Origin of the sequence: Streptomyces fragilis, from assembly GCF_003112515.1 — a bacterium.
Classification (GTDB): Bacteria; Actinomycetota; Actinomycetes; order Streptomycetales; family Streptomycetaceae; genus Streptomyces; species Streptomyces fragilis.
The window spans coordinates 535,684-551,822 of record NZ_BEVZ01000002.1; the positions used below are offsets into that span (position 1 = coordinate 535,684).

The 16,139-nt window shown below is 73.3% G+C and carries 15 protein-coding genes; 7 read left to right on the plus strand and 8 right to left on the minus strand.

Annotated features, from left to right (window positions below):
- Window positions 1-106: 106 nt before the first annotated feature.
- Both Sfr03f_RS04430 and zapE read right to left on the minus strand, forming a co-directional pair.
- Window positions 107-1,672 carry an FAD-dependent oxidoreductase gene (locus tag Sfr03f_RS04430; RefSeq protein WP_108952360.1) on the minus strand — a complete coding sequence of 522 codons (1,566 nt, stop codon included), beginning with the start codon at window positions 1,670-1,672 and terminating at the stop codon, window positions 107-109.
- 101 nt (window positions 1,673-1,773) lie between these two features.
- On the minus strand, window positions 1,774-2,880 hold the full coding sequence (gene zapE / locus Sfr03f_RS04435) for a cell division protein ZapE (protein WP_108952361.1): 1,107 nt from the start codon (window positions 2,878-2,880) through the stop codon (window positions 1,774-1,776).
- Between the two features lie 37 nt (window positions 2,881-2,917).
- On the opposite strand from zapE, the gene Sfr03f_RS04440 reads away from it, so the two are divergent.
- The 6 genes from Sfr03f_RS04440 to Sfr03f_RS04465 all read left to right on the plus strand — a co-directional run bounded on the left by Sfr03f_RS04440 (window position 2,918) and on the right by Sfr03f_RS04465 (window position 7,333).
- Window positions 2,918-3,733, plus strand: coding sequence for a pyrimidine reductase family protein (locus tag Sfr03f_RS04440; RefSeq protein WP_108952362.1), 816 nt, complete (start codon window positions 2,918-2,920; stop codon window positions 3,731-3,733).
- Window positions 3,734-3,960: 227 nt separating this feature from the next.
- Window positions 3,961-4,452, plus strand: a complete 492-nt coding sequence (locus Sfr03f_RS04445) for an indole-3-glycerol phosphate synthase (RefSeq protein ID WP_108952363.1) — start codon at window positions 3,961-3,963, stop codon at window positions 4,450-4,452.
- Window positions 4,453-4,568: 116 nt separating this feature from the next.
- Complete coding sequence (gene murC / locus Sfr03f_RS04450; RefSeq protein ID WP_108952364.1) at window positions 4,569-5,972, plus strand: UDP-N-acetylmuramate--L-alanine ligase; 1,404 nt, start codon at window positions 4,569-4,571, stop codon at window positions 5,970-5,972.
- Window positions 5,973-5,987: 15 nt separating this feature from the next.
- Window positions 5,988-6,395, plus strand: a complete 408-nt coding sequence (gene msrB / locus Sfr03f_RS04455) for a peptide-methionine (R)-S-oxide reductase MsrB (protein WP_108952365.1) — start codon at window positions 5,988-5,990, stop codon at window positions 6,393-6,395.
- A 129-nt stretch (window positions 6,396-6,524) separates the two neighbouring features.
- Entirely contained in the window at window positions 6,525-6,851 is a 327-nt protein-coding gene (locus Sfr03f_RS04460; protein ID WP_108952366.1) for a plasmid mobilization protein, read from the plus strand.
- Between the two features lie 29 nt (window positions 6,852-6,880).
- Entirely contained in the window at window positions 6,881-7,333 is a 453-nt protein-coding gene (locus tag Sfr03f_RS04465; RefSeq protein ID WP_245967392.1) for a hypothetical protein, read from the plus strand.
- A gap of 67 nt (window positions 7,334-7,400) precedes the next feature.
- Here Sfr03f_RS04465 and Sfr03f_RS04470 read toward each other — a convergent pair whose 3' ends face one another.
- Window positions 7,401-9,239 carry a cholesterol oxidase substrate-binding domain-containing protein gene (locus Sfr03f_RS04470; protein ID WP_108952368.1) on the minus strand — a complete coding sequence of 613 codons (1,839 nt, stop codon included), beginning with the start codon at window positions 9,237-9,239 and terminating at the stop codon, window positions 7,401-7,403.
- A gap of 226 nt (window positions 9,240-9,465) precedes the next feature.
- Here Sfr03f_RS04470 and Sfr03f_RS04475 point away from each other — a divergent pair, with 226 nt between their 5' ends.
- Window positions 9,466-10,170, plus strand: coding sequence for a TetR/AcrR family transcriptional regulator (locus Sfr03f_RS04475; RefSeq protein WP_108952369.1), 705 nt, complete (start codon window positions 9,466-9,468; stop codon window positions 10,168-10,170).
- Between the two features lie 71 nt (window positions 10,171-10,241).
- On the opposite strand, the gene Sfr03f_RS04480 is transcribed toward Sfr03f_RS04475, so the two are convergent.
- The 5 genes from Sfr03f_RS04480 to Sfr03f_RS04500 form a co-directional block, all read right to left on the minus strand.
- Entirely contained in the window at window positions 10,242-11,846 is a 1,605-nt protein-coding gene (locus Sfr03f_RS04480; protein ID WP_108952370.1) for an FAD-dependent oxidoreductase, read from the minus strand.
- 65 nt (window positions 11,847-11,911) lie between these two features.
- Entirely contained in the window at window positions 11,912-12,880 is a 969-nt protein-coding gene (locus Sfr03f_RS04485) for an AurF N-oxygenase family protein (RefSeq protein WP_108952371.1), read from the minus strand.
- A 124-nt stretch (window positions 12,881-13,004) separates the two neighbouring features.
- Entirely contained in the window at window positions 13,005-14,495 is a 1,491-nt protein-coding gene (locus Sfr03f_RS04490; protein WP_108952372.1) for a flavin-containing monooxygenase, read from the minus strand.
- Window positions 14,496-14,709: 214 nt separating this feature from the next.
- Window positions 14,710-15,582 (minus strand): RNA polymerase sigma-70 factor, encoded by an 873-nt coding sequence (locus Sfr03f_RS04495; protein WP_108952373.1) that lies wholly within the window; start codon window positions 15,580-15,582, stop codon window positions 14,710-14,712.
- Entirely contained in the window at window positions 15,579-16,136 is a 558-nt protein-coding gene (locus Sfr03f_RS04500; protein WP_108952374.1) for a carboxymuconolactone decarboxylase family protein, read from the minus strand. The genes Sfr03f_RS04495 and Sfr03f_RS04500 overlap by 4 nt, the downstream gene beginning before the upstream one ends.
- Window positions 16,137-16,139: the final 3 nt, after the last annotated feature.

Below are 16,139 nucleotides of genomic sequence, written 5' to 3' on the forward strand. Positions count from 1 at the left end.
CTGCCAAAACTCCGCCTCCACCCTCTCAGGGGGCCCGGCTGCCGGGCGGGCCGGCGCACGCGCGGGGCGGCAGGCGGTGCGCCTGCCGCCCCGCGCGGGTCGTGGGTCAGGAAGGGGACGGGGGATCGGAGCGGTGGCGCAGGGAGCGGCGGGGGAGGGGGCGGGTCGCGGGGCCCTGGAGGACGGAGCCGTCCGGGCCGAAGCGCGAGCCGTGGCAGGGGCACTCCCACGCCCGCTCCGCCGCGTTGAAGTCCACCAGGCACCCCAGGTGCGTGCACCGCGCGGACACCGCGTGCAGTTCGCCCTCGTCGTCCCGGTGCACGGCGACGGACTCCCCGCCGACGCGGACCACCGCACCGTCGCCGGGCTCGATGTCCTCCACCGGGGTCGCCCCGAACGCCGCCGCCAGCCGGTCGCCGACGAAGTGACGGGCGACCTTCGCCTGGGTCTGCAGGAACCGCGGGGCCTCCCGCAGCACCGGCGCCACCCGGCGCGGGTCGTACAGCTCGGCCCACGGGCTGGTCCCGCCGTCGATCAGCGTCGCCAGCAGCCGCCCGGCCATGATGCCGCCGCTCATGCCCCAGCCGCGGAACCCGGTGGCCACCCACAGGCCCCGGGCGCCCGGGTGCAGCGGCCCGACCAGCGGCACGGTGTCGGTCGCGTCCGTGTCCTGGGTGGCCCACCCGTACATCGGCTCGGTGCCGGGGAAGTTGGCCACCGCCCAGTCCGTGAGCCGCCGGAAGCACTCCTCCGGATCCCCGGTGCCGGGCGTGATGTGCTCGCCGGTGACCAGCAGCAGCCGCTTGCCGGGCGAGTCCAGCGGCGCCGTCCGCACCGAGCGGGTGTTCTCCTCGGACGTGATGTACATGCCGTCCGGATCGAGGGAGTCCGGCATCTTCCCGGCCACCACGAACTCACGCCGCGGCGAGAGCCGCGAGAAGAGCAGGGCCCGGTCGAAGACGGGGTAGTGGGTGGCGACCACGACGTCCCGGGCCCGCACCACGTTCCCGGTGTTCGTCTCCAGGGTGTGCGGCTCGCCTTCGGTGAGCCCGGTGACGCGGGTGTTCTCCAGTATCAGCGCGCCCTGCGCGGCCAGGTCCGCGGCGAGCGCGAGCAGGTACTCGCGCGGATGGAACTGGTACTGCCCCTCCACCCGGACGGCTCCGGCCACCTCGAAGGGCAGCCCGGTGACCTGGGTGAAGACGGCCGGCAGACCCGCCTCGCGGGCCGCCTCCGCCTCGGCCCGCACCTGGTCGGCCCTGGCGGGGTCGGTGACGTAGGAGTAGGCGTTGCGGGACTCCCAGTCGCAGTCGATGCCGAGTTCCTCGACCAGGGCCGCGGCGTGCTCGATCGCCTCGGTCTGCGACCGGGCGTACAGGCGCGCGCCCTCCGTGCCGCGCGTCCTGCGCAGGTGGGCGTAGACCATGCCGTGCAGGGCGGTCAGCTTGGCGGTGGTGTATCCGGTGACGCCGCCGGCCAGCCGGCCCGCCTCCAGCACGGCCACGGTCCGGCCGGCCCGCATCAACTCGTGCGCGGTGCTGATGCCGGCCATGCCCGCGCCGATCACGGCGACGTCCACGTCCACGTCGGAGGCCAGGGAGGGATAGGGCTCGTCGCCTGGAGCCGTCCGCATCCAGTACGACGGTCCGAGCGGAGGGTAGCGAGTACTCATGCCGCGCCGGGTACCCCGCGGGCGGACGATCAGTGCAGCCCTTCGGAGCTCCGGGCCCGGACGGGCCCGGTCCTTCCGGACGGGCCCGCCCGGCGCGGCCGTCAGGCCTCGACCAGCGGCTTGGCGTCCCGGGCCAGCGCCGTCAGCCGCGATATGGCCCGGTAGTACTTCTTCCGGTAGCCGCCGGCCAGCATCTCGTCGCTGAACAGCTCGTCGAACGGCGCCCCGGAGGCCACCACCGGCACCTCCCGGTCGTACAGCCGGTCGGCGAGGACCACGAGGCGCAGCGCGGTGGACTGGTCCGGCACCGCGGACACCCCGGTGAGGCAGACCGCGGTCAGGTCGTCCGTCAGCGCCCCGTAACGGCTCGGGTGGACGCGCGAGAGGTGGTCGAGGAGCGCGGGGAACGCGTCCAGCGAGGCCCCCGGCGTGCCGTGCGCGACCCGTTCGACCTGCTCCTCGGAGAACGGCGGCGGCGCCTCGGGCAGGCCCCGGTGCCGGTAGTCCTCGCCGTCGATGCGCAGCGTGCGGAAGTGCGCGGACAGGCCCTGGATCTCGCGGAGGAAGTCCACCGCGGCGAACCGGCCCTCGCCCAGCTTGCCCGGCAGCGTGTTGGAGGTGGCGGCCAGCGCGACCCCCGCCTCGACCAGCTTGCCCAGCAGGGTGGACACCAGCACGGTGTCGCCCGGGTCGTCCAGCTCGAACTCGTCGATGCACAGCAGCCGGTGCCCGGAGAGGGTCTTCACGGTCTGCTGGAAGCCCAGCGCGCCGACCAGGTTGGTCAGCTCCACGAAGGTGCCGAACGCCTTCAGCGAGGGCTCCGCCGGGGTGGCGTGCCACAGCGAGGCCAGCAGGTGGGTCTTGCCGACGCCGTACCCGCCGTCCAGGTAGACGCCGCGAGGACCGGCCGGGGCGGCCTGCCTGGTTTTGCCGAACCCGAACAGCCGGCGCATCGCGCCGCCCCCGGAGTCCGCCGGCGGGCCGTCGAGCGTGGCGGCGAAGCCCTCGAGGACGCGGACCGCCTCGCTCTGGCTGGGCTGGTTCGGGTCCGGGATGTACGTCCCGAAGCGGGCCTCGCCGAAGCGCGGCGGCGGCACCATCTCCGCCACCAGACGGTCGGCGGGAACGAAGGGCTCACGGGCGCAGAGGGACTGCGGGACCGTTTCGGCTATGGGTCCGCGACCGGCGGCGGAGGGGGAAGGCGACACGCTTCCCCATGTTAAGCGGCATGTCACACTGCGTGTCATGCGACGCCTGTTCCCTGTGACCCAAGAGACAGCCACCGCCGCCCCGGCAGCGCCGACGGATCCGGGCCGCGAGTGGACCCTCGACGAACTGGCCGACGCCTACGCCTACCCCACGCACGCCACCGACCCGCAGTGCGGCCCCGGATCCCGGGAGCCGTGGCTGCGCGCCAACATGGTCTCCAGCCTCGACGGCGCGGCCCAGCACGACGGCCGCTCGCACCCCATCTCCAGCGCCACGGACATGCGGATCTTCGGCACGCTGCGGGCGCTGGCCGACGTGATCGTGGTCGGCGCGCAGACCGTCCGGCAGGAGGGCTACCGGCCCGCCCGGGCCCGCAAGGAGTTCGCCGCCCGCCGGGAGGCCGCGGGGCAGGGCCCGGCGCCCGTCATCGCCGTCGTCTCGGCGAGCCTGGAGCTGGACCTGTCGCTCCCCCTCTTCACCTCGCCGCTGGTGCCCACCCTGATCCTCACCGGCGCCGCCGCCGAGCCGCACCGGGTCGCCGCCGCCGAGCGGGCGGGCGCCCGGGTGGTCGTCGCGGGCGACGGCATGGGCGTCGACCCGGCGCGGGCCGTGCACGCGCTCGCCGGACTGGGGCACACCCGGCTGCTCACCGAGGGCGGCCCCCGTCTGCTGGGGCAGTTGATCGCCGCGGGCGTGCTGGACGAGCTGTGCCTGACCGTCTCCCCGACCCTGACCGCCGGGGACGCCCAGCGCATCGCGGGCGGCCCGTCGGTCGCCGTGCCGCACCGCTTCGTGCTCGGCTCGCTGCTGGAGGAGGACGGCTTCCTCTTCAGCCGCTACCACCGGAGCTGAGGCCGGACGGGGCTCCGGGCGGGGCGCACGGGCCCGGTCGGCCGGGATTGAGGCGTGCGATCGGTGGAACATGGAGATCCCCCTGGTCCGGCCCGGCCGAGGAATTGCGTAGGTCGGGACCGGGACGAGGGGGCAGGATGGTTTCAGCAGCGGCCCGCGACGCCGCTGCCGGCCACGGACGACAGCGGGCCCCTCAGGTCCGTGCACGGAAGAGAAGGGGCGCCCACGTGTTCACGAGCGTACTGATGATCGAGAAGGCCCTGACCTCGGCCGACGTCGAGTTCGTCACCACGCTGCACGGCGACGAGCCGGTCGCCTTCCACGTCCTGCTCCAGCCACGGGGCGACCAGGCCGACCGGCTGCTGCGCGCCATCGACGACATCGCCATCGGGGCGCTGGACGAGGCGGCCCGGGAGTCCGCCAAGCCGGAGGGCAAGGACGCCGCCGCGCAGGGCCGCCAGGCCCTCGACATCTCCCTGGTGGCGCTGCGCGCCGCCGGCAGCGACGCGGAGGGGCGACTGGTCGAGGAGCACCCGCTGGACGCGCTGAGAGCCGTCGTCGAGGAGGTCGGCGCTGACGAGGTGATCGTGCTGACCGACCCGCACTACGTCGAGGAGTTCTTCCACCGCGACTGGGCCTCCCGGGCCCGCCACAAGGTGGGCGTGCCGGTGCTCAAGCTCTTCTCGCACAGCAGGACCCAGGGCCAGACCCCCGCCTGACCGGCCGCCCCGCCCGGCCCCGGCCGGACCCGCCCCGGTGCGGCCGTCCGGGACCGCGGCGGGCGCGGTACTAGGCTGTGGGCGGACACGACCGCACCACCGCAGGGGAGACACGCATGGCACCCGGCCTGCCCACCGCCATGGACCGACCGCACTTCATCGGCATCGGCGGCGCCGGTATGTCGGGCATCGCGAAGATCCTCGCCCAGCGGGGCGCCAAGGTCGCCGGCAGCGACGCCAAGGACTCCGCCACCGCCGACGCGCTGCGCTCCCTGGGCGCCACCGTCCACATCGGGCACGACGCCGCCCACCTGGCCGACGACGCCAGCTGCGTGGTGGTCTCCTCCGCCATCCGCGAGGACAACCCGGAGCTGGCCCGCGCCGCCGAGCTCGGCATCCCCGTCGTCCACCGTTCGGACGCGCTGGCCCGCCTGATGGACGGACTGCGGCCCATCGCCGTCGCCGGCACCCACGGCAAGACCACCACCACGTCGATGCTGGCGGTGTCCCTGGGCGCCCTGGGCCTCGACCCGTCGTACGCCATCGGCGGCGACCTCGACCTGCCGGGCTCCAACGCCGCCCACGGCTCGGGCGAGATCTTCGTCGCGGAGGCCGACGAGTCGGACCGCAGCTTCCACAAGTACGCGCCCGAGGTCGCCATCGTCCTCAACGTGGAGCTCGACCACCACGCCAACTACGCGTCGATCGAGGAGATCTACGACTCCTTCCGGATCTTCGCCGGGAAGATCGTCCCCGGCGGCACGCTGGTGATCTCCGCCGACCAGGAGGGCGCCCGCGAGCTCACCGCCCGCCTGGAGGGCACCGGCATCCGCACGGTCACCTACGGCGAGTCCCTGGACGCCGACGTCCGCATCGGCGCCGTCGTCGCCAAGGGCCTCACCAGCGACGTCACCGTCCAGATCGACGACGCCCCGCTCACCTTCACGGTCTCGGTGCCCGGCCGCCACTACGCCCACAACGCGGTCGCCGCGCTGGCCGCGGGCGTCGCGCTGGGCATTCCGGCCGAGGAGCTCGCGCCCGCGATCGCCGCCTACCAGGGCGTCAAGCGGCGCCTGCAGCTCAAGGGCGAGGCCGCCGGGGTCCAGGTGATCGACTCCTACGCCCACCACCCGACCGAGATGACCGCCGACCTCGAGGCCATGCGGGCCGGTCTCCCCGAGGGCGGCCGGATACTGGTCCTCTTCCAGCCGCACCTGTTCTCCCGCACCCAGGAGCTCGGCACCGAGATGGGCGTGGCACTGGCCCTCGCCGACGCCTCCGTCGTCCTCGACATCTACCCGGCCCGCGAGGACCCGGTACCCGGCGTCACCAGCGAGCTCATCATCGACGCCGCCCGGAACACCGGCGCCGACGTCACCGCCGTCCACGGCAAGGCCGACGCGCCCGCCGTGATCGCGGGAATGGCCAGGCCCGGCGATCTCGTTCTCACCATGGGAGCGGGCGACGTCACCGACCTCGGCCCGCTGATCCTGGACCGTCTCGCACAGCAGAACCGGTAAGGGAAGGCGCACACCATGGCCTACGAGATAGAGAAGCCCGACGAGCAGTGGCGCGCGGAGCTCACCCCCGAGGAGTACGCCGTCCTGCGCCAGGCCGGCACCGAGCGCCCCTTCACCGGCGAGTACACCGACACCAAGGCGAAGGGCGTCTACTCCTGCCGCGCCTGCGGAGCCGAACTCTTCACCTCCGAGACCAAGTTCGAGTCCCACTGCGGCTGGCCCTCCTTCTACGACCCGAAGGACACCGACGCGGTCGAGCTGGTCTCGGACACCTCCCTCGGGATGGTCCGCACCGAGGTCCGCTGCGCCCGCTGCGGCTCCCACCTGGGCCACGTCTTCGAGGGCGAGGGCTACCCGACGCCCACCGACCAGCGGTACTGCATCAACTCCATCTCGCTGCGGATGGAGCCGGCGGGAGACTGACCCGTTCCCCGCTCCCCTTCAGCTCTGGCCCCGGTCGCACGCCGACCGGGGCCAGGTGCGTTCGACCCGTCGGGGACCTCGTGCGGCGTGCGTTTGCCCGGGGGTAATACGCGTCATACGCTTGCTGGCATGGCCAGGACCAGGATCAGCATCAGCCTTGAGCCGGAGCAGGCGGAACGCATCCGCCGGCACGCCGAACGTGCCGGGATGGACGTCTCGGCCTATCTGGTACACGCCGCGACGCGGCAGATGGCCGAGACCGAGGCCATAGAGGAACAGTTCGCGGGCGTGGACGCGGTGATCGCCGCTGCGGAGACCGAGGCCGCACGTGCGGGAGAGCTCCCCGAGGAGCCGGTCGCCGACCTGACGGAGGAGGAGCGGCGCGACGTCGAACGGGCTCTCGGCCTGGTGTACGGGGCGGACCGGCCTGCCGCGCGGCCGGGAGAAGCGGCTTGAGCGCGCGCGTGCCCGTGTACGACACGGGGATGCTCATCGCACTCGCGGACCGCAAGGCCAAGGCTGTGCACCTGCACGAAGCGATGAGAGGGACTCCGCACCGTGCGGTCGTGCTGGGACCCGCGCTGGCGCAGGTGTGGCGTCCGGCCCCGAGACCGGTGCACGCCCTTGCGGGTGTCCTCGGCGACTGCACCGTGCCGCAGGCTCGTGGCTCTGCCCCGCCGATGCGCGACACCCGGGCCGGTCGGCCCGAATGCATCGGGTGCCTGGCGGGTCCCGACCTGACGGACTGGCGCCGGGTCGGTACGGCACTGGGGCAGGCGGCTCTCCCGGCGAAGAGGAAGCCCGACGCCGTGGACGCGTGGGTGGCGCTGGCGGCCGCCAAGCACGGCAGCGCGGTGATCTTCACCAGCGATCCGGAGGACATCGAGGCGTACGTGGCGGTGTTCAACCCGCCGGATGTGCACGTGCACGCCGTATGAGCCGGGCGTAAGGGCGCCTCTGCTGCGGCGCGAGCGCGTTTCTCGGGGGTGCGGGCTCGGTCGCTGGTCAGCGCAGCAGGGTGTCGAGGAAGGGGCTGGACACCACGTGGTGGGGGTCGAGCCGATCCAGGGTCGCGACGGCCTCGTCCCAGCCCGGGCCGCCCCCGGCGCGCAGGGCGGTGGGGACGGTGCGGGCGAGGACGTCCGGGTCGGACCACGCGGCGGTGGCGGTGTAGGCCCAGCCCTTGGACCATTCCGCCCGGACCGTCGCCCTGTCCCCGTCGAGGGCGAACAGGAACCGCTCGACCTCCCGGTAGAAGCGGTGCAGGGCGGGTGTGCCCGGCAGGGAGAGCACGTCGATCCACACGGCGGTGTCGACGTCCGGCCGGTCGGGGCGCGGTCGCAGCGCGGACAGCAGGGGCGGCCGCGCGCCGGGTACGCCGCACACGGACGGGTCCTCCAGGCCCGTGACACGGATCTCCACCTGCCCGTTGACCGGGTACTCGCCGCGCGCCGCGTACTCGGCGAGCAGCGTGCGGTAGAAGTCGGCGAACCGGCTGACCACCCACTGCAGATCGGCGCGGCGGACGAGGACGGCATAGCCGTTGGCCGTCTCGCGCAGCGTGGTGGGCCGGACGTACTGCAGCAGGGTGCGGGAGGCGCCCCACAGGTCCGACCGCAGCCCGCCCGCCAGCAGGTGGGTCAGGACGTCACCGGTCAGCACCTCCCGCACCAGGTCGCCGGAGAGCAGGACGTCGGTGATGTCGCCGGTCAGCGCCACCTTCGCCAGCAGGTACTGCACCTGGCCGAACAGCGGAGCGCTCGCCCAGGCCCCGGAGACCAGGGAACCGGCCAGCCGGGCCACCGGCTCGGGGAGCGAGTCGGAGAACGGGTAGTTGTACGGCTCGTCGACCGCGCGGGAGCCCAGCGGCCGCCGCGGAGCGACGCTCCAGACCTTCAGCCAGGGCTTGTCGGTGAAGGCGAACCAGATCGCCTCCGCCCGGCCGGTCCGCTCGACGAAGTCGGCCAGGGTCCGCTTCCCGGCCGCGGCGGCGGGGGCGGCGAACAGCTCGGAGGCGGGAACGTCCAGGAGGGACTGGCAGCGCAGGTTCTGGTCGGCGCCCACGCGCAGGACGGCCTCGGTGACGAGCGAACGACCGAGGTGCACGAGCAGCGCGTCGCAGTCGGGCTCTGCCCGGCCGACGGTCCGCAGGACGTAGCGGCCGGAGCCCTCGTCCCAGACGACCGCGGTCAGTTCGGTGACCAGGTTGCTGAGCGATCCGTAGCCGTGGCCGGGCGGCGGGCTCTCGCCGTCGGCGGGGACGGCCGTACCGTGCCCGCCGATGGCGAGCGCGCCGCCGACCGACAGCTGCCCGGGCGCGGGCGCGGCGGTGACGCCGTGACCGGCGGCGCCGGCGAACGCGAGCAGGTCCTCCAGGGTGGCCCCGGTCTGGACCCTGACCTCGGCCGAGCCGTCGGCGGCCCGCCGCTCCAGCGACATGGCGGTCAGGTGCGCGGTGGTGTCCAGCAGGACGACCCGGGTCGCGGCCGGGGTGCCGTCGGCCACCGTGAGCGGGGCCCAGCCGTGCCGCTTGCCCTGCGCGCGCACCGTCCAGCCGGCGCCGTGGGCCCAGTTGACCACGTCGAGCACGTCCTGCGGGTGGCGTGGGGCGCACGTCCACAACTGGTCGGTGTGGATCTCGCCGGCCCAGTTCTCGTAGACGCGCCGGTAGAGGTCGGGGCCTGCCGGGAAGCCCGGGGGCGCGGAGGGCGCGTCGGCGGCGTACGCCCCGTCCGGCCGGATCAGCCCACGCAGCAGCCACGCCGCGCCACCCGCGGCGGCGGACGACGCGAGCAGCTCGCGCCGCGACAGGCCACCACCGTGAACCGAACGATCCTCCGCCATGTCGGAGACCTCCCTCGTCCCGCCGGCTCCGTCGTGCCGGGCCGGCCGGGTGCACACTAGCCGCGTGCCGGCGTCGGGTGCCCGGACGTTCGCGGTTTCCTCACGCGGCGACCGCCGCTCCTGCCACGATGCGATCGCGCACCTACGCCGCCGCGCACGGGGCGCCTCCCGCGTGTGTCCTGGCTCGGAGACGCTCGCCTGTTGGAGCGGCGGATATCCTGGGGCGATGGTGGAGAGAACGGGTGACGGGGCGCAGACCGACGGACGCTCCACCCGCTGGGACGAGCACCGTGCGCAGCGTCAGGGCGAGCTGGTGGACGGGGCGGTCGCGCTCATCGAGGAGGAGGGCGCGCACTTCCGCATGCAGCGCCTGGCCGAGCGGATGGGCCTGCCCCGGTCGGTGCTCTACCGGCACTTCAAGGACCGCGCCTCCCTGGACGAGCTGATCCGCCGTCGGGTGGTGGAGTCGTTCGTGCAGCGCATGGAGCCCACGCTCACCTTCGAGGGCACGATCGAGGAGTCCGTGCACCGCGTCGTGGGCGCGCACCTGGACTGGGTGTCCCAGCATCCCCGCCTGTACGCCTACATGGGCATCGCCGAGCACTCCATGGGGGACGGCTCCCTGGTGGCGGACACCAAGTCGGCCATCGCGCTGACGCTCGGCGAGCGGTTCGGCGACGTGCTGAAGGCGCTCGGGGTGCCCAAGGTGCCCGTCCGGTCGGTCGCGGTCGGCATCGTGGGCTTCGTGGACACCGCGGTCAACCAGTGGATGCGCGACCCCGAGCCCGAGCAGTCGGAGGACGAGCTGCGCGCGATGCTCTGCCGGTCGGTCTGGGCGGTCCTGGACTCGACGCTGCGGAGCGTGGGCGTGGAACTGTCGCCGCAGCAGCGTGTGTCCGACCTCGAACGGCTCGCCGCCGCCCAGGGCTGACCGCCCCCGCGGCGCCGACCGGACCACGGGTCCGGGGGCCGCGGGAACGGGCGTTCCCCGGACGCGCGCGGTCAGCCGGCCACGGCCGGTATGCCCGTGGCCGCGCGGCGCAGGGACTCCCGGTCGGTGAACTTGACGCGGGGCCGGCCCTGGGCCCGGCCCTCCGCCCGCTCCGCGCGGTCGATCGCCCGCCAGGCCGCGAGGTCCAGGGCGTCCGGCGCCGGTGCTCCCGGCACCGGCGGGGTGAGGAGGCCCTCGGCGAAGTCGTCGAGGAGGGACTCGACCGTCTCGTGGGCGCAGGTCTTGTTCGTGCCGATGAAACCGGTCGGACCGCGCTTGATCCAGCCCGCGACGTAGACCCCGGGCCGGACCCGGCCCGCCCGGTGCGGGACGGTCGCGCTGTCCTCGTCGAACGGCAGGCCGGGGACGGGCCGGGCGCGGTAGCCGACGGCGCGCAGCACCAGTCCGGTCTCCAGGGTCTCGGTCCGCCCGGTGGACCGGGCCCTGACGGCGCCGTCTGCTTCGGTGTGCAGAGTGGTCGGGGTGATCTCCAGGGCCCGTACCCTGTCCTCGCCGGTGATCCGCACCGGACCCGCCAGGAAGCGCAGCACGATGCGGCGGCGGCCTCCGACCGGTGTGCGCGCGGCCAGTTCGGACAGCAGACGGGTCTTCTCGTCGGCGTCGGGCGCCAGACCGTCGGGCCAGCCCTCGACGCTCACGTCGACGTCCTCGAGGGCGGACAGCGCGAGGAGCTCGGGAACGGTGAACGCGGCCTGGGCGGGCCCGCGCCGGCCGAGGACGACGACCTCGCGGATGCCGCTGTCGCGCAGCGCGGCGAGCGCCCGGTCGGAGATGTCGGTGCGGGCCAGGGACCCGGGGTCGGCGGTGAGGACGCGTGCGACGTCGAGGGCGACGTTGCCGTTGCCGACGACGACCGCGCGTTCGGTGTCCAGACGGTGGTCGTCCCGCGCGCGGTCGGGGTGGCCGTTGTACCAGGCGACGAAGTCCGTGGCGGAGACGCTGCCGGGCAGGTCCTCGCCCTCGATGCCCAGGCGCTTGTCGGTCGCGGCGCCGACCGCGTAGATCACCGCGTGGTGCGTGCGCAGCAGGTCCTCGTGCGTGACGTCGACGCCGACCTCGACGCCGAGCCGGTAGCCGAAGCCGGGCTGGGACTCGATGGTCCGGAAGAGCTCGGTGACCTGCTTGGTGTCCTGGTGGTCGGGCGCCACACCGGCCCGCGCGAGACCGTACGGGGTGGGCAGCCGGTCGTGGACGGTGACGCGGACCCCCGGGTGGCGCAGCAGCTCGTCGGCGGCGAACAGGCCGGCGGGGCCCGCGCCGACGACGGCCACGGACAACTCACCGGCCGGCAGCGTCCGCTGCCGGGGAACGACGTACATCGGCGCGCGGTCGGCGTGCGGATTCTCCCGGTAGTAGGAGGCGTTCAGTTCGATGAACGGCAACTCCCCGGCGCCCAGCGCGGTGTGCGGCTTGAGCGCGTCCACCGGGCAGGCGGTCGTGCAGGCGCCGCAGTCCACGCAGGTGCGCGGATCGACGTACAGCATCTCGGCGGTCGCGAAGCCGGGCTCGCCCGGTGCGGGGTGTATGCAGTTGACCGGGCAGGCCAGCACGCACGAGGCGTCGGCGCAGCAGGATCGGGTGACGACGTACGGCACGGCGGGCTGGTCTCCGTTCGGGCGTGCAGACAAAGGCGGTGCGGGATCGGCGCCCCGCGAGGGTCCTAGTCGATGAGCGGGGCGGGCTCGCCGCGGAAACGGGCCGGGCGGCCGTCGATGCGCAGGGCGCGCCACAGCGGGCGGGAGACCTTGTTCATCAGGCCCAGTTCCTCGGCGAGCATCCGCACATCGGAGAAGAGCTCGCGCAGCATCTTCCGGCCGGCCTCGGACTTCCAGAAGACGTCCTTGATCACCCAGTCCGGGATGCCGGCCAGCGCGGCGGACTTCTTGTCGGGGATCATGATGACGTCGCACAGGACGCGCATGATCAGCGGGAAGAGGACGGACAGCGCGCCGCGACGGGCCCTGCCGAAACGCGGGACGCGCAGGCGCAGGAACTCGTGGGCGAAGGAGATGTGCCGGGCCTCCTCGGCGATGTGGATCTGCATGATCCGCCGCGGGAGGGGGTGCACCGGCTCCCCGCTGCGCAGGGCGCCCTTCTGCAGGTGGTCGATGGGCTCCTCGCCGGCCAGGATGCCGGTGAAGAACGCCTCGGGGTAGAGGGAGCCGAACAGCGGCAGGATCCGGCTGACCTGGCGGAACCAGCGCTTTCCGCCCGCGGTGTCCACGCCGGTGCGGTTGACCAGCTCCTGGAACATCTGGGTGTGGTGGGTCTCTTCGGTGATCTCGTGGGTGAGATACCGGAACTCCTCGTTCTTGTTGCCGAGTTGGAAGACGTAGTCCAGCGCGCCGCGCATGAGCAGGTTCTCGAACTGCATCCCGACCTTGGCGATGACCGCCCAGCGCCAGATCCCGATGCGGATCCGGGTCTCGAGCGGCTGCTCCCGGTACCAGGGGTGGGCGCCCAGGGCGTCCGCGGAGGTCAGCACCCAGCGGGGGTCGCTGGTGTCCACGGCGAACTCGGGGTCGTCCCAGTCGATGTCGGTGAAGGGGTTGAAGTTGACGTTGACGGAGCCCTCGGACAAGGTCCGCAGGCGCTCGTCGTAGGCCTTCCTGGTCAGGTTCGCGGTCATCTTCGTCCTCGGTTGTCGGCCGGGCCGCCCCGGAGCCGGGGCGGGTGGGGGTGCGCGGATCGTCGGTGCGGAGGTGCGGAGGTGCGGAGGTGCGGAGGTGCGGAGGTGGCGGTACCGGACGGGGTCAGGCGGCGCGGGCCGTTTCCCGGACGGCCGCCGTCTCGAAGCGCAGGGCGGCGTCGTCGATCGGGGCGTCCCGGAGCATCGCGCGGTCGCGGTAGTAGTTGTTCCACAGCCGCCACGGGGCACGGGTGCCCTGGCGCGGCATGACCGCGTCGGCACGGGTGATGTAGCCGGAGGTCAGCGCCTCACCCATGACGGAGAACTGCGAACGGTCGCCGTCGGAGGCCACCGGGGTGGCGATGTCGTGTCCGTGGCGGCGCATGTGCGCCAGCAGGCGGGCGGTCCAGCCGGCCGCGAGGTCCGCCTTCAGCGTCCAGGAGGCGTTGGTGTAGCCGATGACCAAGGACATGTTGGGCACCCCCTCGAGCATGACGGCCTTGTAGAGGACGCGGTTCCTGACGTCCACCGGGCGGCCGTCGACGGTCACGTCCATGCCGCCCATCAGGCGGACGCTCAGCCCCGTCGCGGTGACGACGATGTCGGCCCGGAGTTCCTCGCCCGACCTCAGACGGATTCCGTCGGCGGTGAACCTGTCGACGTGGTCGGTGACGACGGACGCCTTGCCGCTCCTGAGCACCTTGAACAGGTCGCCGCCGGGCACGACGCACAGCCGCTGGTCCCAGGGCTTGTACGTGGGGCTGAAGTGACGCATGTCGACGCCCTTGCCGGCCTGGGCCCGCACGAGAGCGAGCAGCGCCTTGCGGGCCAGGCGGGGGAACTTGCGGCAGAAGGCGTAACTCCCGCGTTGCAGAGCGATGTTACGGGTCCGGACAAGCTTGTACGTCAGCCGGTCGGGAGCACGCAGCTTCTGCAGCACCGAGGTCAGCGGGTCGACCTCGGGGAGCGTCAGGACGTAGGTGGGCGAGCGCTGCAGCATCGTGACGCTCGCGGCGGCGTCGGCCATCGCGGGCAGCAGGGTGATGGCGGTGGCGCCGGAGCCGATGACGACCACGTGCTTGCCGCTGTGGTCGAGGTCCTCCGGCCACTGCTGGGGGTGCACGAGAGCGCCCCGGTAGTCGGCCTCACCGGGGAACTCGGGGCGGTACGGCTCGTCGTAGTCGTAGTAGCCGGTCGCGCCGACGAGGTAGCCGGCGCTGTACGACTCGCGTGCGCCGGTGCTCTCGTCCTCCACCTCCACGCTCCAACGTCCGGTGGCGTGCGAGAAGTCGGCGCTGACCGCGCGGCGGCCGAACCGGACGCGGTCCAGGATGCCCGCGTCCGTGGCGGCCTCCTCGACGTACTGCCGGATCCGTGCGCCGTCGGCCAGGATGCGCGCGTCGCGCCACGGGCGGAAGCCGAAGCCGAAGGTGGGCATGTCGGAGTCCGAGCGGATCCCGGGGTACCGGAAGAGGTCCCACGTCCCGCCCACACGGGCACGGCGCTCCAGCACGACGAGCGAGCTGTCGGGGTTGTCACGCAGGACGTGGTGTGCGGCGCTGATGCCGGATATACCGGCGCCGACGACCAGGACGTCGACGTGCTGCTGTTCCATCGAGGGGGGCCTCGCTCTCGCTCGTGAGCCCTGGGGGGACAGGGACGGGAAGGGGCGTACGCCACTGGGGGCGTCGGCGGAGGATCGGGCACGTGGCTCTGCGGCTCGCGTCTGCGGTACTCGCAATTTACCTGCGACGCACTGTTTCAGATACCGCTGGTAACGTGATGCAGGTCACATATGGTCCGCCCCTGGTGAGCGTCCGGACGCAGGGTCAGGTACGGCCCGGGAGCCTGACGTGTGCGAGTTTGTCCGGGTTGCGGATCAGTCGGATCGCGCTGACGGCGCCGTCCTCGGCGAGCTCGCAGCAGGCGACGGAGTCCGGACGGGCCCCCGAGCTGATGAGCAGCGCAGGGCTGCCGTTGACCAGCACCCGGTGCACGCCGGGGTCCGGGAGGGGCCTGGCCGTCACCCTCGTCAGCCAGCGGGCGACCTTGTCAGCGCCGTGCAGCGGACGCAGCGCGGCCCGGACCTTTCCGCCGCCGTCGGTCCACGCCGTCACGTCGGGGGCCAGCATGGCCATCACCCGGTTGACGTCCCCGCCGAGGCAGGCGGCCAGGAACTCGTCGGTGACCTTCCGCCGCAGCTCGGCGGGCGCGTCGTAGCGCGGCCGGCGGGCCTGCACGTGGCCGCGTGCCCGGCTGCCGACCTGGCGCACCGAGGCCTCGCTGCGCTCCAGCATCCCGGCGATCTCGCGGTACCCGAAGCCGAACACCTCCTTGAGGACGAAGACCGCCCGCTCCAGGGGCGACAGCGTCTCCAGCACCACCAGCATCGCCAGCGAGACCGCCTCCGCCCGCTCGATCCCGCCTCCGGCGTCCGGCCCGGTCACCAGCGGTTCGGGCAGCCAGGGGCCCACGTACGACTCCCGCCGGGCGGCGGCCGACCGGGCGCGGCTGATGCACAGGTTGGTGACGGTCCGGCACAGGTAGGCGCGCGGCTGCCCGACCGCGCCGACGTCGACGCCGCTCCACCTCAGCCAGGCGTCCTGCAGGACGTCCTCGGCGTCGGCGACGCTGCCCAGCATCCGGTAGGCGATGCCGAACAGCGTCGGCCGGTGTTCCTGGAAGGTCTCCAACGCCGTCACGCGCGTGACGCTACCGCGCACCGGTCCGAGAAGCCCTGACCGGTGAGGCCGAAGGCGCTGTTCATCCGGGAGCGCAGGTTCTCCACCGCGACCATCGCGGTGAGCTCCACGAACGCCGGCTCGCCGAGCCGCCGGAGCAGCCGGGCCGCCAGCTCGTCGGTGACCGCCGGGGGAGTCGCCGACATCGCCTCGGCGTACTCCAGGACGTCCTGCTCCACCTCGGTGAACGCCTCGCGGTGCTCGCGCCAGGACGGCACGGCGTGCAGCTTCGCGCTCGGCACCCCCACGGCGCGCGCCTCCCAGTGGCCGAAGTCGGTGCACCAGGAACAGCCGATCAGGTGGGAGGAGGTCATCACGGCGAGGAGCTTGAGCCGCGGGTCGAGCGCGTCCCACCTGGCGAGCGACAGCTCGAGACGCATGTCGGTCAGCATCACCCGGCGGTGGTGGGCGAGCGCCCTGAGGGGGTCGAGGACCTCGCCGTAGGCGCGCCGGGAGTACCACGCGCCGATCCGGTACAGCAGGGTGCGCGGCGGGTCGAGCGAGATGCGGGCCATGGT

Excerpts from the sequence above, each read along its gene's own strand:
- Sfr03f_RS04475 (WP_108952369.1), top strand. The coding sequence starts at position 9,466 with ATGGTGGAGAGAACGGGTGACGGGGCGCAGACCGACGGACGCTCCACC.
- Sfr03f_RS04485 (WP_108952371.1), bottom strand. The coding sequence starts at position 12,880 with ATGACCGCGAACCTGACCAGGAAGGCCTACGACGAGCGCCTGCGGACC.
- Sfr03f_RS04490 (WP_108952372.1), bottom strand. The coding sequence starts at position 14,495 with ATGGAACAGCAGCACGTCGACGTCCTGGTCGTCGGCGCCGGTATATCC.
- Sfr03f_RS04470 (WP_108952368.1), bottom strand. The coding sequence starts at position 9,239 with ATGGCGGAGGATCGTTCGGTTCACGGTGGTGGCCTGTCGCGGCGCGAG.
- Sfr03f_RS04500 (WP_108952374.1), bottom strand. The coding sequence starts at position 16,136 with ATGGCCCGCATCTCGCTCGACCCGCCGCGCACCCTGCTGTACCGGATC.
- Sfr03f_RS04460 (WP_108952366.1), top strand. The coding sequence starts at position 6,525 with ATGGCCAGGACCAGGATCAGCATCAGCCTTGAGCCGGAGCAGGCGGAA.
- msrB (WP_108952365.1), top strand. The coding sequence starts at position 5,988 with ATGGCCTACGAGATAGAGAAGCCCGACGAGCAGTGGCGCGCGGAGCTC.
- Sfr03f_RS04430 (WP_108952360.1), bottom strand. The coding sequence starts at position 1,672 with ATGAGTACTCGCTACCCTCCGCTCGGACCGTCGTACTGGATGCGGACG.
- Sfr03f_RS04440 (WP_108952362.1), top strand. The coding sequence starts at position 2,918 with ATGCGACGCCTGTTCCCTGTGACCCAAGAGACAGCCACCGCCGCCCCG.
- murC (WP_108952364.1), top strand. The coding sequence starts at position 4,569 with ATGGCACCCGGCCTGCCCACCGCCATGGACCGACCGCACTTCATCGGC.
- Sfr03f_RS04465 (WP_245967392.1), top strand. The coding sequence starts at position 6,881 with ATGCTCATCGCACTCGCGGACCGCAAGGCCAAGGCTGTGCACCTGCAC.